The following is a 17,607-nucleotide window of genomic DNA, read 5'->3' as shown; positions in this document are numbered from 1 at the left end:
CGCGGGCTACGGGTGGGCGAGTCGGTCCAGGGCGTCGGTGAGCGTGAGCTCGCTGTCGTCCTTGACCTCATGCCACCGTGCCAGCGTGGACGCGGCCGCGCGCAGCATCTCCGGGGGGAGGCCGGCGGCCGCGAGGGCGTCGGCAGCTTCCTCGAGCTCCGGCCCCCAGCGCCAGGCGCGGGCCGCGGTCTTGGCGACGTACTGCGGCTCGGACAGGTACGAGTCGGTGCGCTTCGAGGCAACCTCGATGAGCTCCTGGTCGACGCCGTGCTCGCGCGCCATCCCGATCGCGAGCGCCACCAGTACCCGGCTCGTCTTCTGGAAGCTGGCGTACGCCAGCTTCAGCGCGGATGCCTTCCCGATCTCCGTGCCCAGCACCGTCGTCTGGACGGCGGTGCCTGTGAACAGCGCCTCGATGCGCTCCGTCGCGGCGGCCGGGCCGGACAGGTACAGGGTTGGCGTCTTGCCGCGCACCGGCGGGGAGCCGACGACGCCGCCGTCCACGACGGTCGCGGTCGGTTCGAGCAGCCCGGCGATCCGCTTCACGCGTTCGGGGTTGATGGCGTTCGCCTCCACGTACACCCCGGCGAAGCGGTGCCCGGCGACGTCGCGGGCCAGGTCCTCGGCTGCGGCCGGCGGGCAGAGGCTGATGGCGATGTCGCTGCGGTCCAGCAGGTCGGACAGCGTGGCCACGGGCGTCAGGCCGAACCGGGCGGCGCGCTCTTTCGACGCGGCGCTGCGCCCGGTCTCGCACCACAGGACCTCCACCGCGTTGGTCGCGGCGCAGGCGGCGACGGCGGCGCCCATGCTGCCCGGATGGAGGATGCCGACAGTCGGCTGGTCCACGGCGCTACTCCCAGGTCTCGTTGAGCAGGATGGCGATGGCGTCGGTGACGTCGTCGACGACGTGGTTCGCGGCGGGAAGTCCGTCGGGCCAAGGGCGGCCGCGCAGCCAGATGGTGCGCAGACCGGCCTGGTGGCCACCGCCAATGTCTCCGGCCGGGTTGTCGCCGACCATCCAGCCGCCCTCAAGGCTGACGCCGCACCGCGCGGCCCCGAGTTCGAAGAGGCGCCGGTCCGGCTTGCGGATCTCCAGGTCGCCGGAGGCGGCGACTCCGTGCACCAGGTCGGCGAGGCCAGTCCCGGCGAGCTTGGCGCGCTGGATGTCACCGGCCCCGTTGGTGATGACGCCGATCGTCCACGCGGCCGCGCGCAGACGAGCCAGGCCCTCGAGGACCGCGGGGCGACAGGTGACGGCGGCAGCCATGAGGTGGACGTACTCCTGCCACAGATCCCCGGCCGACACTTCCAGGCCGAAGACTTCCCGCAGTCGGGCGAAATCGTCGGCGGTCGCGCGGTCGGCCAGCGCGGCGCGCAGCCACTGTTCGGCGTCTGGGGAGAGCGAGTGGGAGCGGCAAAGGCACGTCAACGCGTCGCTGAGCGCCGACTGTCTGTCGGCCAGCGTGCCATCCAGATCGAAGAACACGAGGCGGGCCACGGGACCGGACCCTACCGGGCAACCAGCGAAACCCAGTTCGCGGCGACCGCTTCGCACACGCGGAGATCAGATCGTGTATCTTTCGTAGTTACAACGATCATGGAAGGCGTGGCTATGTCCGACTCGGACCGCTCGCAGCGGGTCGACGCTCTGCTGAACGGCCTGCCCGAGGCTCTGCCGTCTCCGCAGGTGTGCGCAAAGCTGCGCCTCGCGGCCGGCCTCACTCAGCAGGACGTCGCGGACGCCGTGGGCGTGAAAAGGGTCGCGGTCACGCGCTGGGAGTTGGGCCAGACCAGCCCTCGACGCCCGCAACGCGAGAACTACTTGCGTCTCCTCAAGGGCCTCGCGGAACGCTTTCCCGAAGCCGCGAAAGCGGATGAGGGCATGCCGACGCCGGCCTCTGAATCCAGGGGGTCGGGATGACCTAGTGGCCATCGGCCGCGCGCGCCAAGAAGCGGATTAACCACCCGCTGGCCTCGCGCGGCCCGTCTACCGACCGGCTAACCACCGTGTCGGTCGCCCAGGTCCCAGTTACCGCTGGTCCTGAGCCGCGGCTCACCGAGCCGCTCGTTTCACCTCGGCCCCTAACCAGGGCCTCTTGCACCACCGGCCACTAACCACGGCCACCACAGCCAGATCAGTACCGCCCCGCATCACCCGCGGTGCCCCCACCACAGGGGCCACGCGGTTCAGCAGGACCGGGAGGGACGGAGAAATCTCCCCCCACCCGATCGGTGTCCGCCCTCTTCTCACGAAGGGGGCGGCCCCTGACACATCCAAGGAAGGTCGGTCCAGCCCCGAGGGGCTCTGGTCCGTCCAGCTATATGGAAGGCAGGTCGTTTCTCATAGTGCACGAGAGTGGTGTCCCCTGTCAGCTTGACCTTGTCCGTTTCACCCCGGTTCAGGCGCGGCGGTCGTCCCGTGTGACGGGATCGGCGTACGGTTCCTCCTTCTTTTTCCGTTCCGTACCGGAAGTTGGATTTCCGGTAGGAAGCTACAAGCGCGGGGCTTTCGGAGCGGTCTCGCCGGGCTCGGTCACGGCACCCGCCGCCCGGCTCGTGCACCGGCTCGCGGACGTCGTCCACAACTCCGTCGACGGGGGCGTCCTCGCGGGCGGCTTCCCGTGTGGCGGGACGCGATCTGAAGTTGTTGCCCGCCGTGCGGGAGGGCCGGGGGCAATCGGGGCTCGCTGGCCTCTGTCCACAGGCCGACTCGTGCAGGGTCGTCGGATGGATCACGAAGCACGCGTTTTGCCTGCTGAGGGGGGTGTCCGCTTTGGCGTGTACACCAGCCTGATGACGACACAGGCGATCTTCACCACCCCGGCCGGGACGGTGGGCCGATGAGCAGCACGGCGGCACCGGCCGTCGCGCTGATTCCTGCCCCGCGTCCGTCGGTCGACGACGACGCGGTCTCGGTGCTGCCCGCGACGCTGTACGTGCCGGAGGCGTCCCAGTGGCTGACGACGTCGACGGGCCGGATCGCGCTGGACGGCTACTCCTGGATGCAGGCGGTCCACTGGGTCGCCGAGTCCGGGCTGTACGAGCCGCGCCGCTACCGGTCGCACGGGCCGCGCTCGTTCGGGCCGACGACGGTGCGCGTCGCCCAGGAGCTCGCGCAGCTGTTCCCGTGCCGTCCGGGGATCGAGTACCTGGTGCGCCGCACCGGGCTGTCGGAGCGGTCGGTGGAGTACCACCTGGGGATGCTGCGGGAGGCCGGGCTGCTCGCGTACGTCGTGCGGGGCACCCGGGTCCGCGGTGCGGCCGCACAGGCGTCGGAGTTCGCTCGGATGGTGCCGGTGGAGTTCGACGTGGCGCTGGGCGTCCGTACGGCCGGTGAGGGCACCGGGCGGCGGATGACCGGGATCGCGGAGGCCGGCCGGGAGCTGATGGCGGCGCTGTCGAAGAAGGCGGCCCGCAAGGTCCGTAAGCGGCGGGCGAAGTCGTCCTCGAAGGCCCCGTCGAAGGGTGCCCGGAAGGGTGCTGACCAGGGCGCTGTGACGGCTGTTTCGGATGAGGTCCGTTGCACCCCAATGGGGGGTAGTTCCCGCAGTGTTTCTTCTGCGGGTACTACTTCCTTCCCCCCTGAGAGCAAGCTCGCAAGCGGGCAGAGCGATTCCCCCACCCCGAAGAAGGTCAAGCGCGGCCGCCGGAAGCTCAACAGCGTCGGGCGCCGTTTCCAGCTGGCCTCGGAGCTGATCCGCCAGGTGCCGTGGATGGGCCGCGCTGCGGTGCCCCGGATCGCCTGGATCCTCAAGGAGGTTGCGGACGCGGGCTGGACGGCCGACCAGGTGATCGCGTTCCTGGACTGCGGCGACGCCCCGGGCATCGTCCACCGGCCGTCCGGGTTCCTCGCCGGGCGGCTGAAGGGCGCGGTGGCGCTGTGGCCGACCGAGGAGGGCCGCGAGCGCGCCGTCCAGGCGTACCGGGACTCCCGCCGCGCGGAGAAGGCCCGCCACCAGGAGTGGGAGGGCGCCTGGCAGGCCCCGCGCAGCATGGCGGTCCGGCGCATGGTCGCTGAGGCGTTCGCCCCGCAGACGCAGACGCAGCCGTCCAGCCAGGGCGAGTCGCTGCCCGAGCTGGGCGGTGTCGAAGACCTGAGCGAGCAGGACGTGGCGGACATGCGGGCCACGGGCTGGGGCGAGTTCATGGCGGGCGACATCACGCTCGTCATGACCACCTACGACGCCCTCGGCCCGGCCGCCGCTGAGTACGTCTTCGGCGCTGACCTGGTGCGCCGTGCTCGCAAGCTGGCGAGCGGCAGCTCGCTGATGACCGTCGGACGCCGGTAGGAGGCCGTGATGACCGAGACCCTGAACACCACCACCAGCAGCAGCGAGCAGCCGGCCCCGGAGCTGTCGGGCGTCGACCTGGCCCGGGTCGCGCTGCACCAGGCGCGCGAGGCCGCCAAGACCCGCGGTGAGGGTGGCACCCGCAAGACGAAGCGCCCCTTCCGGACGACGGTGCAGCGTGACGGCCGGGAGCCGAGCGGGTTCGCCGCCGTGCTCCAGGGCCTGATGGCCGACCGGGCCTGGGACATCCCGGCCGCCGGCGGAAGCATCCTGGACCAGTGGCCGGCCATCGCAGGCGCCCTCTCCCCGAAGCTCGCCGCGCACGTCCAGGCGGTCGCCTTCCACGCGGAGTCCGGCCAGCTGGACCTGCGCCCCGACTCGCCCGCGTACGCCACGCAGCTGCGCCTGATCACCTCCCGGATCGTCGCTGCGGCGAACGACGCGGTCGGCACTCAGGCGGTCCGCACCGTCCGGGTCCTGGCCGTGGGCGCCCCGGCCGCCCCGGCCCGCGAGGCGGTCACCGCGACGTCGGCGGCGGCCGCGCCCGAGGCGCCGGTGAAGACCCGCGACATGGCCCCGCCCGGCTTCCACCGCGCGCTCACCGCTCACCAGGCCGTCCCGCGCGTCCAGCACGTCAGCTCGGGCGTCACCGAGGCGATCGAGCGGCAGAACCGGGCGATGCGCGAACTCAGCCGCCGAGCCTTTCCCGAGCCCGACGTCGTCCCGGACGACGGCCCGACTCCCCTCGAGGACGCGCGTGCCGAGCGGCGGCGAGTGTCCGACGCCTCCCATGCTGCTGCACTGCGTCGGGCGCGAGCCGAGCGGGCGGGCGTAGCGTCCGGCACGACGGTGCCCCAGAGCTTCGCCAAGACCGCGTAGGATGGCGCCCCGCACCACGGCAGAGGTTTCAGAGGCTCTTCCAACTCCCTCACCGCCGGCACCAACCCGTTTCGTCGTGCATTCGGCGCGGGCCCGTGACCACCCGGTTTGACCGGACGTCACGGACGCTGCAACGATGCCGCCCCACAACCGCATACAGAGGCACTGAACGTTCGAGGTCGTAGCCGAGCTCTCTCACGTACGGTGCAAGCACCAAGGCGAAGGTTGATAGCTCCACCAAATCCCTCGCTGGCTCCACCCGCTCGAAGGCACACCCGCGCCCGGACTCTCCGGGCGCGGGTCTCTTTGTATGCCCCGCCCCCTCCCAGCCCTGCTCGTCCCGTGTCCGAAAGCCCCGGCAGCCGCCGGGGCTTTCCCTATATCCGGAGGTCCCCGTGACGGAACTCGCTTCCGCCGTACCCGCCTACGTCCTGCTCGCCGCGCTCGCGGTCATCGTCGTGCTGCTCACCGTGGTCGCCATCGTGGCGCGGGCGGTCGTGGCGAAGGCGCGGCCCGAGGACTTACAGCACATCCTTCCCGGCCTAGGCCAGGTCCTGGCCGCGCTGTCCCTCTTCCTCCCCTGGGGGCGCGGCACGCGGGGCCCGACCGTCGCGCCGCCGCTTCCCGCCCGGTCCGAGCGCAGAGGAGGCCGGCGCCGGGGATGAGCCGGGGGCCGGACTCGCTCGGCCGGCTCCCGTTCTGCAACGTCGCCATCGCCTTCCGCCGCTGTAGGTGCAACGCGCAGTGCAACAGAGGGCTGCAACACACCCGTGTTGCAGCCCTGACCTGCACAAACGCCTGTTGCGCCGCTTACCCGCCCGCGTGTTGCAATCCTGCCAATCGCGCGATTCATGCGCGATTAAGTGCGCGAATCAATGCGCGATCCGCTATGATGTCTATTGGAGGTGACCTCTGTGTCCACTGAGAACGAGCTGTTCAGCGCCGTCGATGCGCTGCTGGAGCAAGTCGCGCAGGACGACCTGCCGGTCCCTGCGGAGCGCAAGCGTCTGCGTGAGGCGGCGGGCCTGAGTCAGGCGCAGATCGCCACGGCGCTGGACGCCCGCCGGGAGGCCGTGGGGAACTGGGAGACCGGCAAGACGGAGCCGCGGCCGCCGAAGCGCGCCGCGTACGCCCGGCTGCTGGAGGGCCTCGCCGCCCGCTTCCCCGCCCCGGCCGACGACGCGCCCGCCGCTGCCCCGGCGCCGGTGGTCCCGGAGTCGTTCACCGGTCCCGCTCCCGTTCCCGCCCCGGCGGCCGAAGCGCTGGCGCCCCCGGCTGCTGCCGTTCGACCGGCGCCCGCCGCGAAGCCCGCTGCGTCGTCGCGGCGCCCGGGTGCGAAGAAGGCGGTGGCGAAGAAGACCACGGCGTCGGCGGCCGCCGTCGACCCGCGCTTCGAGAACGGTCCGCTCGCGGTCATCGACGCCGACGCCGACGGGCAGGTGTCGGCGTACTGCGTCGGCGGCCTGGTCCTGGACGTGCCCGCCAAGACGATCCCGGCGCTGGTCGACTGGACGCTGACCGAGGGCCGCCTCGGGCAGGCCCGGCTGCACCGCAACGGCCGCGACGCCGACCCGATCCTCGTCCTCACCACGTCCGCGCTGGAGCGCTTCGGCCTGCCCGCCGCGCTGTCGGAGCAGGAGCGGCACGCGGGCCGACTCCCCTCCGGCCACAAGGTGGTCAAGCAGATCGAGAAGGCCGGCCTCAAGATGAGCCAGCGCGGCTTCGGCCCATGGGCCCGCGTCTACCGCGACCCCGAGGGCTCGAAGCGGCGCTGTGTCCAGCTGTGCATCCTGCCCTGGAACGCCCTGGAGGCCCGCGAGTGGGACGAGAAGGACAACCCGCAGCTGCCGACGATGCACCCGGCCGACCTCGTCCAGTACCTCGGTCTGTACGCGGCCCGGGTGATCACGCCGCGCGGCAGCACCGCGACGACCGGCCTGGAGCTGATGACCGCGCTGCGCCCGCCGACCCGCGCGGAGAAGAACCCGGCGACCGGCGCGTTCGAGCCCGCGTTCAACGACGACGCGATCACCGCCAAGTACGACGTCGTCCCGTGCGAGGTCCCCGACGAACACCCGAAGCTGAAGGGCAAGTTCGAGCGGCACTACATGCGCACCCCGGCAGAGATGCTGATGGAGGAGCCCTACGACTGGTGCCGGCCGCTGACCGATGAGGAGTGCGTCAACCCGTACCTGGTCGTCGTCGACATCAACATGTCGTTCGCCGCGGCCGCGAACGGGCTCACGGTCGGGCTGAACGGACCGACCCACCTGGAGAACCACCCGGCGTTCGATCCGGCGCTGCCCGGCTCGTGGCTGGTCGACCTCTCCCACGTGGACCTGTCCCGCGTGCGGATCAACGGCCGCACCGTCGACGGCTCCCGGCTGCCGTCCCCGTTCACGCCGAAGGGCGACCACCCCGAAGGCCCCGCCTGGTACGCCACGCCCACCGTGCAGTACGCGGTGGAGCTCGGGTTCGATGTCGCGCCGATCGAGGCGTACGTGCGCACCCAGACCGGCCGCTACCTCGACTCCTGGTACAAGCGGCTGCGCGACGCGTACGTGGAGACGATGGCCGACATGGGCGTCACCACCGACCTCCAGGGCCAGGAGTTCCTCGAGGCGATGGCCCGGCGCAAGCAGGTCGACCCGACCATGAAGCTGCTGGAGACCGCGATCAAGGCGACGGCGAAGGGCGCGATCGGGAAGCTGCGCCAGCGCTCCCGGGGCCAGGTGCCGTACTACGAGCCGTACCCGGCGCTGGACCGGTGGACCTGGCGCCCGGACATCCGGGCCGCCGTGCTCGCGAACCAGCGCACCGGCCTGCACCGCAAGCTGATGAAGACGGCGGCCGCCGCCGACCTGTACCCGGTCGCGATCGGCACCGACGCGATCGTCTACCCCTCGCCGGGCCCGTCCCCGCTGGACGTCCTGCCGCAGACGCCCGAAGGCAAGCCGGTGCCGGGCGGCTTCCGGCTCGGGGTCTCGCCCGGGATGGTCAAGCACCAGGGCACCCAGACCGTCCTGTGGGCGGAGCAGCAGTTCGAGGAGCGCGGCGGTGTCTTCAACATCTCCAACCTCATCAAGACCGACCAGAGCGCCGGAGAAGGGGAGTAGCAGGTCATGGTCGATTCGCTCGGGGACAGCCTGGACCGCGCACTGGAGGGGGCGTTCACCCGCCGCATCCCTCAGTCCGCCCAGGCGCAGATGAAGTACCTGGTCAAGCAGCTCAAGGGCACCAAGGCCGCCGCCCAGGCGCTCGGAATCTCCCAGCGCACCGTGGAGCGGTACGTGACGGGCAAGCTCAAGCGGCCCCGCCAGGAGCTGCGCGCCCGCCTGGAGCGCGAGGTCAAGAAGAGGTGGCAGCCCCAGGTGAGGGCGAAGGCGAAGAAGAAGGCCGCGACCACCGGCGGCATCGTCGTCTCCACCCGCGCCCGATTCGGGTTCACCGCGGCCTCGGGCACGACCGACGACGCCCGGATCCGCGACATCACCCAGGCTCTGCCGCCCACCTTTGCCGACCAGCTGTTCACCGCGCGGGAACAGGGCGCCAATGAGGACCAGCTTCGGCAGATCGCCGCCGACGGCCTCGCGAAGATGTACTTCCGCGCCAACGACAGCCGCGCGCACGGTCTGGGCGTGGAGTTCACCGACGTGGAGCGGCTCGACATCGAGTTGTGATCACCCGCCCATGACAAGGGGCCCCGAACCGCCGCGGTTCGGGGCCCCTTCCATATGTCGCCGCCGGGTCAGCCGGCGGCGGCCTTCTCTTCGGCGAGCGCCTTCTTGGCCTGCTGGTAGTCCTCGTACGTCACGGCGTTCAGCGCCTCGATCCGGGCGAGGGTCTCCACCATGTCGTCCTGCTTCATCGCGGTGTCCATGAACTTCAGGAACAGCTCCACCATCGCGTGGCTTTTCCAGGTGCGCAGTTCCGCCTCGTTCAGCAGCTCCGGACCGCCGGCCTCCATCATGTCGACCAGCCGCTCCCGGGCCTTCCACTCCCGGCGCCGACGCCACCAGCTCCCGCCCGGCCGGTTCAGATCCCGTAGCTTGCGGATCTGCTCCACCATGGCTTTGATCTGCGTCTCCTGCTCGGGCGTCCATGCCTTCCCAGAGCCGTCAGCGAGCGCCTGGACGGCCTCCTGGACGGCTTCGCTGCCGTCGCCCGGCCCGTCGCCGCTCAGCTGCTCCACGGCCTTCCTGAGCGCCGCTTGTGCCGCCGCTGCGCCGTCATGTTCGGACACGTTCTCCCCTTCCTCCGGAACGCGCAGCATGCCTGCCGCTCGGCGCCCCGGGCAATCGGACGGCCGGACTACTGGGGGTCCACCTCGCCGGGCGCGGCCGCCGTTCGGCGGGAGCGCCGGCGGATGACGTCGGGCAGCTGGCGGGAGGCGGCGGCCGGGATGAAGAACAGCCCGATCATGCCGAGCCCGGTCACGACGGCGCTCAGCAGGCCCACCGACACCGACGGGTCCTCGACCGAAGCCACCCCGCAGAACACCGAGCTGACGACCACGAACGCCAACGACGCGACGATCCACCGATCCCGCAGCGGCGAGCGGGTGCCGGCCACCACCGCGCCCCACCACACCCATCCCGCCGCCACGCAGAACAGCACGGCTGCCGGCGGCAGCAGCACCGGCGGCGCCCACCGCGCGACGTCGCCGCGGGGCAGCTCCTGCCCGGCCTGGTAGCCGACCTGGACCAGCCACACCAGATACACCGGCACCTCGACGGCGATCACCACCCACATCAAGATGCGCAGCCCCCGTAACGCGCCCCGCTGCTCGCCCATCCCCACGTCTCCCCCCTCGGTCATCAAGTCAGGGGGAACGTACTGGTCGGCCGGCCTCGCCCACCAGGGCGCCCTCACCCGAAGGGGTGGAGATCAGCCGCCCTCGATGTGGTCGAAGCCGCGCAGCACAGGGTCCAGCTCCTGCGCTGCGCCGCACAGGGAGCACAGGCGGGTGCCGGGCTGCTCCGCGACGTCCAGCGCCCGCTCCAGGGGCAGCAGCGGCGCGCCCTGCGGGGCCTCGGCGCAGTCGACAGCGTGCAGCACGGCGCGGCCGGGCCCACGGCCACCCGTCTTCTGCAGCACCCAGCCCGAAGGCCGGCGGGGCCCCAGCACCTCGCGCACCGACGACGGCGGCGGCAGCCGCTCGGTGGGCACGGCGTCGTAGGAGACGCCGTCGACCGGCCGTACGTGCTCGGGGGCGCGCACCCACACCCGGTACTCCGCAGCCTGGACGTCGCCGTCGGCGGTGTTGCGGTACGCGGGCAGCCCCACCTCGTACAGCCAGCCGCGCGGCGTCTCGCGTCGGGCCCACAGCCGGGCGGTGAGCTCCTGGCCGTCCGGCAGTACCACCAGCACCGGCACGGGGGCGGCCGGGCCGTCCGAGGGCGTCGTCGTCATGCCGACCACGGTAGGCAGACCCGGCCGCGACCCGGCGGTCCGCCGGGCGCCGGACTCTGTCCACAGGCCCGGCCAGGCGGAATGATCACATGACTGCTGACGACGTGACGCGCGCGGCCAAGACCCGCGCCAAGATCCTGGACGGCTTCGCCCGCGCGGAGCGGGCCCTGTTCACCCGGCCCGCACCGAAATCCGCGCGAGCACAGATGAAATTCCTTCGCACGCGGGAGAAGGGCTCCACCAAGTCCCTGGCGGAGCGCCTGGGCGTCTCCCGCAAGACAGTGCAGCGCTACCTCTCGGGTGCCTCCACCAAGCCGAACAAGCGCCTCCAGGAGGCGCTGGTGCAGGAGACCGAATCGGAGTGGCAACCGCAGGTCAGGGCACAGGCCAGGCAGCGCGCGGCGTCCTCGGGCGGGCTGGTCATCTCCTGCCGGGCGTACTTCGGATTCGGTCCGGAGGGCACCTCGGACGCGGGCCGGGTGCGGGACATCAGCGTGGCCGTCAGCCCCTCCCACGCGGCCGCCATCATCGCCGCACAGGAGGAGGGTGCGACGGAGAGCGATCTGCATGACGCGGTCGCGGAGGCCATCGCGGACGCCTATTTCCGTCAAGGCGGTGGCGGCCGTGCGGGCCTGGAGGTGAAATTCGCGGACGTGGAGTGGTTGAACATAGCGTTTTAGCAGCGCGTAATTCGGGCGTGCTGTAGACCTGTGTGACCGGCCCACCGAGTCGCATTACCGGCCGGGCCCTCATTTCCGTATCCGAGCTGAAAGCGAGTCCTGATGAACACGTCCGACGGGTGGCGGCCGCGCCGTGTCCCCGAGGCCCGCGGCCGCGCCGGCGCTCCGCGCACGCCGATCGACTACGCGAAGGTCGGCCGGTCCTCGGTACGGCGACGGGCGCGGGGCATGACGCACAGCGAGGCGCTGGCGGCGCTCGAAGAGGCGGAACTGCAGGCGCACCTGGACCGCCGCGACGAAGCCGCGTCCGACGACGGCGGCCGCCGTGCTGCGGAGCTCGCGGAGTGGCAGCGCGTCGTGCAGCTGCTCGCCGCGACCGGCGGCCCGTACGACCCGGACGCCGACGCGGTCGTCCAGGAAGAGCTCGCCGAAGACCGGCGCCGCGAGGAAGCCGAGCAGCAGCGCCGCCAGGAGCAGCAGCGGGTAGCCGACCGCGCCGAAGAACTCGCCCGGCTGGGCGGGGCCGGCCGACTCGATCGCAGCGTGCCGAGCCAGGCCGGGGACGAAGCCGCCCGCGACCTCCTGGACGAGAACCGCGACTACCGCGCCCCGAAGGTCGACGCCTGGCTCGCCCGCGCCCTCGCCGACCACTCCGGGCACTACGCCGACCCGGCCGCCCGCGCCGCCGCCGTCGGCCTGCTGCCCGTTCCGGTGCGCGCCCGTGCCGCGCTGCTCGCCGCCCTCGCCCGCACCGGCGCCCCGGTCGACGGCGACCTCGAGTTCGTCGGCCGCCTCGCCCAGGCCGACCCGGACGCCACGAACGCGCTCGCCGCGTGGCTGGAGACCGCCCCCGCGGTGAAGGGCGGCCCGGCATGAGCGCGGCGGACGAGGTGGTGGTGGCCACCTGGAGCGAGCACAGCGAGATCGGGCACCACTACGAGGACCTGCTCGCCAACGGCTCCGTTATCGCCTGGACCGAGCCGCCGTTCGGCGAGAGCCTCTACCCCGGCGACGACGACCCCGACTACAACCCGATCTGCCACTGCCCCGGGCAGTGGCCGCGCCAGTTCTGCATGGAGTGCGCCAGCTGCGCCGCCTGCGGGCAGTGCACCGGCCCGCACGTCTGGCCCCCGCTCAAGACCTGACAACCAGTTGTCACGCTCACCGAGAGTGATAGTCGGCTGTCACGTCGCCCTGTCACGCCCCCTGTCACGTTGCCGGAAGACCGCGTGACAGCCCACACTCGAAAACCCTTCAATTCGGACATACGGGCGTGGAAACAGCCCGGATACCCCCCTCCGGGCCGTTTCCGCGTGACAGGCGCGACAGCGTGACACCCCACCGGCGGGTGATCACACTCTGTTCGCCAACGAAGCCTGACGAGCGCTAGTTAGTGTCGGCGAAGGTTGAGCACCGCAGGCCAAGGAGACGCGATGTCCGAGCCCATCCCCGACGATCTGCGCTGCCCTCGCTGCGGTGACCTGCCGGAGCCGCTCCTCTGCCTCGGCCACAAACCCGACGGCACACCCTCCACCGATACACCCGCTGCGATGCTCGCGCTCGAAGCCGAACTCGGCCTCGCCGATGACGCGCGCCGCCGGGCCACCGGTGCCGCGCTTACCGATGCCCAGACCGCCGCGATTCTGCGCGCCATGTCCGACGACCCCGGACTGGGCACTGGTGGCAACGGGGAGCACGGGCACTGACCAAAGGGCCGGTTCGTCCGTACCCGGCTCCCGCGCCCCGCCCCGGCGCTACCGTGGTGACACACGCCAGATGACAGCCAGGAGCCCCCGGATGAGCGAGCAGCCGGCCCTCGTGCCCGACCGCCAGCCCCTCGATGAGCACGCCGCCGCTTCCGCCCGCGCCTACGCGGCCGACCAGCGCGCGCGAGTCGACGTCCTCGCCTCGGTGCTGGAGGACATCGCCGCCAACGGCTACCCGTCCCCGGAGACGGGCGTGCTGTGGGAGGAAGCCCGCGACGCCCACCTGGACCGCCTCGCCGGTGAGCAGCCCCGTGTCGCCTGACCACGCCCCGCGCCGCTCCCAGGTCGTCCTGGTGGAGCCCGCGCTGAGCCAGCTCGCGAAGCTCACGGCGAGCGAGACGCACCGCCTGGACCGCGCGATCGTCGCGATCAGCGTCAACCCCGAGCTGGGCACCCCGGTGCCCGACACCCTGCTGCGCGACTACGTCGACGACATCGACGGGGTCCGCGTCATCTACTACGTCACGGCCCTTCGACAGATCACGATCGTCGCGTACGTCGAAGCCTGATCAAGTAGCAGCGCCCCGGATCCGCTTGGGTCCGGGGCGCTGCTGTGTCTGCTGCTCGGTTGCTGTTGTGGGTGGTTCGGGGTGCCGGAGAGCGATGACATTTCGAAGGCCGGCCCCAGGCGCCGCACGGCTGCTGCTCGGGTAGCAGGCCGTGCTACCCCAGGGCAGCGGGGCCGTGCAGCAAACGGCCGTTCGGCTGCTGCTCGACCCCGCTGCATCCGGTCAGTCGGTGCTGCCGGTGGCCCACCGCTCCAGGTTGCCCACCGGCTTCTTCAGCAGGGTGCGACGGCGGGACTGCGCGGTCGCGCGGCTCTCCAGGTGCATCGCCTTCGCCAGGTCGGCGTGCGAGACGTCCTTGGCGGCGGGCTGGCGCAGCGAGGCGTCCCGTACGGCCTCCAGGCGCTCCAGCAGCCCCGTGGTGCCCTCGATGGCGGCCGCGAGCTCCGCGGCGCTCGCCCCGCCCGCTCGCAGCAGCGCCAGGCCGTGCAGCGAGGCGGCGAACAGCGCGGCCAGCTGCTCGCCGTCGCTGCCGAGCGCGGCGACATCCTCGGCGGCGAGCGGGACCAGGAGCTGCTCCTGGTGGTCGTCGTGGTGCGCGGGATCGGTGCTCACCGCGGTCTCCTTCCTCGGGTGGATCGGTCAGCGGTCGGCGACGGTCCAGCCCTCGCCGGGCCAGTTGCGGATAACGCCGCCGGGGGTGTGCAGCTGCCCGCCGCCCGCGCCCAGGCCCAGCGCGTCGATCTGGTCCAGCAGCATGGCGGCCTGCTCCGCGAGCTCGCGGGCCTGCGCCTGGCGGGCGCGGAGTTCTTCGGCGGTTCCGGTGAACACGGTGTCTCCCTGATGGTGTCGGGTGGGGCCGGCGGGCGAGGGCGGTCTACAGCCAGCGGAAGAGGTCGCGAACCTGGGAGGCCGCGCCCGAGAGGTTGTCGGCGTCCAGGCGCGCGTCGAAGTCGAACGGGTCCTCCGTCTCCTCCATGACGTCCTCGGACGCGGCCGCCAGGACGTCGGCGAACCGCTCGTGGACGGCCGCTTCCTTCAGGGCCTGCACGACGGACTCGCGGTCAGCGGTGCCCCGCTTGATGGCGTCGGCGAGCAGCCCCAGCGCGGCGGCCGCCGCCGGGGCCAGGTACGCGAGCTCGCTGTCGACGGCGCCCCGGTCGGCGCGGGTCTCGATGGCGGTGATCTCGGCCTTCACGATCTCCGTGGACGTGCGCTCCATGACGGGCTCCTGTCTCGGCTGGCGGGGTTCAGGCGGTCCGGCTGAGGTAGCCGGCGGCGACGTCGACGAAGGCGTCGTGGGCGACCTTCGCGGCCTCGCGGGCGGCGGTCAGGGCCTCGGTGGTGGCGTAGGCGTCGCGCAGCGCGTACGTCCGCGTGACCATCTCGTCGGCCGCGGCGCGCACCGCCTGGTCCTCGATGAGCACCCGCAGCGCGACCAGCGGGCGGGTGACGGCGGACCGGGTCATGTGGCTCTCGCCGCGCAGGGCCTCGATCCGCTCGGAGCCGACCTCCTTGAGGACGGCGTCGCCGCGCATCCACATCGCCCGCCGGTGGTCACTGACGGCGCAGGCGAGCGCGGTAACGGCCTCCAGGCGGTCGCGGCGGATCGCCTCGCCGTGGCTGACGCGGACGGACCGTTCGGCGGCCCGCTCCTGGAAGCGCCCGCTGACGATCGAGCCGAGCAGCGTGCCGACGATGGCGAGGGCGGCGGTGACGAGGGTGACTAACACGGTGGATTCCTCCCCTGGTGTATGACTTTCAATACAGCCACTGTATGGAACTTCATACACCTAGGGAAGGGGGCCGCTCATGATTCTTTTCGCGCTGCTCCTGACCTGCGCGTTTCCCGCCTGCGGGAAGCGTGCGTACGGATCTGACACTCGCTGCCCGCACACGAAAGCGGCGCCGCACCCCTCTCGGAGGGGATGCGGCGCCGCTGATGTCGTGTCACCCGGCCGGGCGGGCGGCCGGGCGGCCGGTCAAGCGCTGCGACGTGTAGGCACGGCGGCCAAGTGCCGCTGCGGAGCGGGCAGAGCCGGAGCGGGCAGGGCGCCGGCCTTGATGGCCTCGGTCGCCTCGCGCAGCGCATCCTCCATCTCCTCCTGGGAGGCGTACCCGGCGAAGTACGGGTGGATGAAGTAGCTGCGGTAGCGGCCCTCGGGCCGCAGGACGATGTTCCGTTCGACCAGGTGGTTCATCGCGATGGACGTGCGGTTCTTGCTGAGGCCCACGCGCGCCCGCAGTTCGGCCTGTGAGGCGTTCACCTCGCCGCCGGGGCGCTGGACCTCCGTCATCGCGCTCAGCAGGTCGTAGTCGGCCTTGGAGAGCTCCAGGCGGTGCAGCTGCGCGTACCCGAGGTGAGCTTGGATCAGCATGCCTGCTCCTCCACGTCGTTGTCGCCGAACGCCAGCTGCCGCGTGCGCGGGGCCGGCGCGGCCGGGGCCGTGAACTCCGGGAAGCTCTCGCTCGCCGCCTTCTCCAGCGCGACTACATCTTCCCGCATCTCCGGGAAGTGCTTCCTGAGCGCGGCCCTGGCGTCCTGGCGCAGCTGCTCCAGGGCTTCCTGCTGGAGGTCGCCGTTGCCCTTGAAGCAGATCAGCGGGTTGACCACGATCAGCGAGTTGGCGCGGCGCTGGAGCATGTGCCAGTTCTCCAAGTTGCCCAGCGCCCGGGTGACGTTCGCGCGCTCGACTCCGAGGTGCCGGGCGACCTTGATGTGGGTGATCTTCAGGCGGCCCTCGACCTGGCGGCCCATGCAGAACAGCAGGACCGCCGACTGCACGGGCGACATCCCGTACCGGGCGATCAGCACGGCCAGGACGTCGGAGAGGAACGCGTTGCTGACCATGCTGTAGCCGCTGCGTCCCCACGCGTTGTGGGGCGCCCGGTACGTGTACTCGACGTTCGCGGACCGCACCGGCCGACCGGGCTTCGGCGGCGTACGGTCCAGCGCCTGGGCGAAGCTGTCCGCCAGCGGCGACGTCACGGGCTCACCGCGGTCCACCGACCGCCGGCCCCTGTTGGTGGAGCGACTCGCGTCCCCGGGCACCCTGGCTCCTGCTCCTCGATCTCGTGTGGTCCCGGGAACCCTAGCCGAGATTGTCCCCGTGCAGAGGGACCTTTGTCCCTGTCGGCGTGGCCCCCTGGTGTCGACGCCGACACACCGCCTCCCATGCGCAGAGGACCGAATGTGGGCCTGACCAGGCCGAACGTTTTTTGTCCCTCTTTCCGGGACCAAATCAGGTGCGGCTGTGTCGGAGGAGGCACAAAACCGCAGGTCGATGTGTCAGGGCTAACACATCGCCTCTGACAAAACCGCAGGTCAGCGCACCTTTCCGCCCGGTGCCCTTTTATCAGTAAGACGCGCACGCGCGCGCGAGGACCACCACGACTCACCTGGCGCTCACCGACCCGCCCGCTGCCGACGGCTCCGATCACCCATACCCCACCGTGCGCATCTCTCATCACCACCCGCACTCGAACGCCACCCGGCCCATTTCTGCTAATCACCAGCGAGCGCACCCAATCGAATTCCGCGCCGTTTTTTGCCCTGCTATTCTGGGGCCACCATTCACTAATCGCGCGCCCTTTCTCTATTCCTCGCGCGCTGCACGCGTGAAGTAATCCGCAACCCTATTTTTCCTGGTCAACGGTGGTGCGGGCCCATTCCAGTCTTAAGCTAGCTGGTATCTTTGAAGCACGCGCCCGGATCGCCCACCCCCGCCCTCTCCTACCTCTGTTCGGCTCGTCACCCGCCCGACTGCCTGTCACCTCCCCTTCCCCTTGCTGCTGCTCGGGCCGCAGGCCCGTGGGTGGGCCGCGCGGAGCGTGGCACGCCTGGCCCGCACGGGGGAGCGGGGCGCGCCTGGTGTGGCTGGAGCGCAGCGGAGGCCACTGGTCGGCCGGAGGCCGGCCCCGGCCCGCAACGCGGGCCGGATGCCCTGCGGTTGGCGGTGGGCGCGGAGCGCGTGCCGCCCGGCGGTGAGCGGAGCGAGCCGCATCCGCTCACGCGGAGCGGGAGCGGCCGGGGAGCGCAGCGACCCGGCTCGCTGTGACGGGCGCAGCCCGGAGG

Annotated in this window: 23 protein-coding genes; 12 read left to right on the top strand and 11 right to left on the bottom strand. The window is 71.6% G+C overall.

Annotation, left to right across the window (positions count from 1 at the left end):
• Nucleotides 1-6: 6 nt before the first annotated feature.
• Both OG440_RS41350 and OG440_RS41345 read right to left on the bottom strand, forming a co-directional pair.
• Nucleotides 7-846: a DUF1932 domain-containing protein gene (locus OG440_RS41350; RefSeq protein WP_331737929.1), complete on the bottom strand. Its 840-nt coding sequence runs from the start codon at nt 844-846 to the stop codon at nt 7-9.
• 4 nt (nt 847-850) lie between these two features.
• The gene (locus OG440_RS41345; protein ID WP_331737926.1) at nt 851-1,498 is read right to left on the bottom strand and encodes an HAD family hydrolase; all 648 of its coding nucleotides are present in this window, start codon (nt 1,496-1,498) and stop codon (nt 851-853) included.
• Nucleotides 1,499-1,612: 114 nt separating this feature from the next.
• Here OG440_RS41345 and OG440_RS41340 point away from each other — a divergent pair, with 114 nt between their 5' ends.
• From OG440_RS41340 to tpg (OG440_RS41315), 6 genes are all read left to right on the top strand, one after another.
• The gene (locus OG440_RS41340; protein WP_406011670.1) at nt 1,613-1,921 is read left to right on the top strand and encodes a helix-turn-helix transcriptional regulator; all 309 of its coding nucleotides are present in this window, start codon (nt 1,613-1,615) and stop codon (nt 1,919-1,921) included.
• Between the two features lie 919 nt (nt 1,922-2,840).
• Nucleotides 2,841-4,289 carry a helix-turn-helix domain-containing protein gene (locus OG440_RS41335; protein ID WP_331737922.1) on the top strand — a complete coding sequence of 483 codons (1,449 nt, stop codon included), beginning with the start codon at nt 2,841-2,843 and terminating at the stop codon, nt 4,287-4,289.
• 9 nt (nt 4,290-4,298) lie between these two features.
• Nucleotides 4,299-5,168 carry a DciA family protein gene (locus tag OG440_RS41330; RefSeq protein WP_331737920.1) on the top strand — a complete coding sequence of 290 codons (870 nt, stop codon included), beginning with the start codon at nt 4,299-4,301 and terminating at the stop codon, nt 5,166-5,168.
• A gap of 395 nt (nt 5,169-5,563) precedes the next feature.
• Nucleotides 5,564-5,833: a hypothetical protein gene (locus OG440_RS41325; RefSeq protein ID WP_331737918.1), complete on the top strand. Its 270-nt coding sequence runs from the start codon at nt 5,564-5,566 to the stop codon at nt 5,831-5,833.
• Between the two features lie 249 nt (nt 5,834-6,082).
• A complete protein-coding gene (gene tap / locus OG440_RS41320; RefSeq protein ID WP_331738038.1) occupies nt 6,083-8,284 on the top strand; it encodes a telomere-associated protein Tap in 2,202 nt (733 codons plus the stop codon).
• 6 nt (nt 8,285-8,290) lie between these two features.
• Nucleotides 8,291-8,848: a telomere-protecting terminal protein Tpg gene (tpg, locus tag OG440_RS41315; protein WP_331737915.1), complete on the top strand. Its 558-nt coding sequence runs from the start codon at nt 8,291-8,293 to the stop codon at nt 8,846-8,848.
• A 68-nt stretch (nt 8,849-8,916) separates the two neighbouring features.
• Here tpg (OG440_RS41315) and OG440_RS41310 read toward each other — a convergent pair whose 3' ends face one another.
• The 3 genes from OG440_RS41310 to OG440_RS41300 all read right to left on the bottom strand — a co-directional run bounded on the left by OG440_RS41310 (nt 8,917) and on the right by OG440_RS41300 (nt 10,580).
• Entirely contained in the window at nt 8,917-9,411 is a 495-nt protein-coding gene (locus OG440_RS41310; protein WP_406011669.1) for a hypothetical protein, read from the bottom strand.
• A gap of 68 nt (nt 9,412-9,479) precedes the next feature.
• On the bottom strand, nt 9,480-9,986 hold the full coding sequence (locus OG440_RS41305; protein WP_406011668.1) for a hypothetical protein: 507 nt from the start codon (nt 9,984-9,986) through the stop codon (nt 9,480-9,482).
• Nucleotides 9,987-10,055: 69 nt separating this feature from the next.
• A complete protein-coding gene (locus OG440_RS41300) occupies nt 10,056-10,580 on the bottom strand; it encodes a DUF6233 domain-containing protein (RefSeq protein ID WP_331737907.1) in 525 nt (174 codons plus the stop codon).
• Between the two features lie 89 nt (nt 10,581-10,669).
• Here OG440_RS41300 and tpg (OG440_RS41295) point away from each other — a divergent pair, with 89 nt between their 5' ends.
• From tpg (OG440_RS41295) to OG440_RS41270, 6 genes are all read left to right on the top strand, one after another.
• Nucleotides 10,670-11,260 carry a telomere-protecting terminal protein Tpg gene (gene tpg / locus OG440_RS41295; protein WP_331737904.1) on the top strand — a complete coding sequence of 197 codons (591 nt, stop codon included), beginning with the start codon at nt 10,670-10,672 and terminating at the stop codon, nt 11,258-11,260.
• 102 nt (nt 11,261-11,362) lie between these two features.
• Nucleotides 11,363-12,136: a hypothetical protein gene (locus OG440_RS41290; protein ID WP_331737902.1), complete on the top strand. Its 774-nt coding sequence runs from the start codon at nt 11,363-11,365 to the stop codon at nt 12,134-12,136.
• Nucleotides 12,133-12,405 carry a hypothetical protein gene (locus OG440_RS41285; protein WP_331737900.1) on the top strand — a complete coding sequence of 91 codons (273 nt, stop codon included), beginning with the start codon at nt 12,133-12,135 and terminating at the stop codon, nt 12,403-12,405. The genes OG440_RS41290 and OG440_RS41285 overlap by 4 nt, the downstream gene beginning before the upstream one ends.
• A 288-nt stretch (nt 12,406-12,693) precedes the next feature.
• Complete coding sequence (locus tag OG440_RS41280) at nt 12,694-12,966, top strand: hypothetical protein (RefSeq protein ID WP_331737897.1); 273 nt, start codon at nt 12,694-12,696, stop codon at nt 12,964-12,966.
• 91 nt (nt 12,967-13,057) lie between these two features.
• Nucleotides 13,058-13,288 carry a hypothetical protein gene (locus OG440_RS41275; protein WP_182854134.1) on the top strand — a complete coding sequence of 77 codons (231 nt, stop codon included), beginning with the start codon at nt 13,058-13,060 and terminating at the stop codon, nt 13,286-13,288.
• The gene (locus tag OG440_RS41270) at nt 13,278-13,535 is read left to right on the top strand and encodes a hypothetical protein (protein WP_188274014.1); all 258 of its coding nucleotides are present in this window, start codon (nt 13,278-13,280) and stop codon (nt 13,533-13,535) included. Before OG440_RS41275 ends, OG440_RS41270 begins: the two co-directional genes overlap by 11 nt.
• A gap of 222 nt (nt 13,536-13,757) precedes the next feature.
• Here OG440_RS41270 and OG440_RS41265 read toward each other — a convergent pair whose 3' ends face one another.
• The 6 genes from OG440_RS41265 to OG440_RS41240 form a co-directional block, all read right to left on the bottom strand.
• Nucleotides 13,758-14,147 (bottom strand): hypothetical protein, encoded by a 390-nt coding sequence (locus OG440_RS41265; protein WP_331737889.1) that lies wholly within the window; start codon nt 14,145-14,147, stop codon nt 13,758-13,760.
• Nucleotides 14,148-14,174: 27 nt separating this feature from the next.
• Nucleotides 14,175-14,363, bottom strand: coding sequence for a hypothetical protein (locus tag OG440_RS41260; RefSeq protein WP_331737887.1), 189 nt, complete (start codon nt 14,361-14,363; stop codon nt 14,175-14,177).
• Between the two features lie 46 nt (nt 14,364-14,409).
• Nucleotides 14,410-14,754: a hypothetical protein gene (locus OG440_RS41255; protein ID WP_331737885.1), complete on the bottom strand. Its 345-nt coding sequence runs from the start codon at nt 14,752-14,754 to the stop codon at nt 14,410-14,412.
• Nucleotides 14,755-14,782: 28 nt separating this feature from the next.
• Nucleotides 14,783-15,265, bottom strand: a complete 483-nt coding sequence (locus OG440_RS41250) for a hypothetical protein (RefSeq protein WP_331737883.1) — start codon at nt 15,263-15,265, stop codon at nt 14,783-14,785.
• Between the two features lie 249 nt (nt 15,266-15,514).
• Complete coding sequence (locus OG440_RS41245; protein WP_331737881.1) at nt 15,515-15,910, bottom strand: hypothetical protein; 396 nt, start codon at nt 15,908-15,910, stop codon at nt 15,515-15,517.
• Entirely contained in the window at nt 15,904-16,521 is a 618-nt protein-coding gene (locus OG440_RS41240; protein ID WP_331737878.1) for a helix-turn-helix domain-containing protein, read from the bottom strand. Before OG440_RS41240 ends, OG440_RS41245 begins: the two co-directional genes overlap by 7 nt.
• Between the last annotated feature and the right edge of the window lie 1,086 nt (nt 16,522-17,607).

Origin of the sequence: Streptomyces sp. NBC_00637 (genome assembly GCF_045161545.1) — a bacterium.
GTDB lineage: Bacteria > Actinomycetota > Actinomycetes > Streptomycetales > Streptomycetaceae > Streptomyces.
The sequence above is the reverse complement of the archived record's forward strand: the minus strand, read 5'-3'. Positions and strand labels throughout refer to the sequence as shown.

Coding starts and splice junctions, on each gene's coding strand:
- OG440_RS41340 (WP_406011670.1), top strand. CDS start 1,613: ATGTCCGACTCGGACCGCTCGCAGCGGGTCGACGCTCTGCTGAACGGC.
- OG440_RS41335 (WP_331737922.1), top strand. CDS start 2,841: ATGAGCAGCACGGCGGCACCGGCCGTCGCGCTGATTCCTGCCCCGCGT.
- OG440_RS41330 (WP_331737920.1), top strand. CDS start 4,299: ATGACCGAGACCCTGAACACCACCACCAGCAGCAGCGAGCAGCCGGCC.
- tpg (WP_331737915.1), top strand. CDS start 8,291: ATGGTCGATTCGCTCGGGGACAGCCTGGACCGCGCACTGGAGGGGGCG.
- OG440_RS41305 (WP_406011668.1), bottom strand. CDS start 9,986: ATGACCGAGGGGGGAGACGTGGGGATGGGCGAGCAGCGGGGCGCGTTA.
- OG440_RS41300 (WP_331737907.1), bottom strand. CDS start 10,580: ATGACGACGACGCCCTCGGACGGCCCGGCCGCCCCCGTGCCGGTGCTG.
- tpg (WP_331737904.1), top strand. CDS start 10,670: ATGACTGCTGACGACGTGACGCGCGCGGCCAAGACCCGCGCCAAGATC.
- OG440_RS41290 (WP_331737902.1), top strand. CDS start 11,363: ATGAACACGTCCGACGGGTGGCGGCCGCGCCGTGTCCCCGAGGCCCGC.
- OG440_RS41285 (WP_331737900.1), top strand. CDS start 12,133: ATGAGCGCGGCGGACGAGGTGGTGGTGGCCACCTGGAGCGAGCACAGC.
- OG440_RS41280 (WP_331737897.1), top strand. CDS start 12,694: ATGTCCGAGCCCATCCCCGACGATCTGCGCTGCCCTCGCTGCGGTGAC.
- OG440_RS41275 (WP_182854134.1), top strand. CDS start 13,058: ATGAGCGAGCAGCCGGCCCTCGTGCCCGACCGCCAGCCCCTCGATGAG.
- OG440_RS41255 (WP_331737885.1), bottom strand. CDS start 14,754: ATGGAGCGCACGTCCACGGAGATCGTGAAGGCCGAGATCACCGCCATC.
- OG440_RS41245 (WP_331737881.1), bottom strand. CDS start 15,910: ATGCTGATCCAAGCTCACCTCGGGTACGCGCAGCTGCACCGCCTGGAG.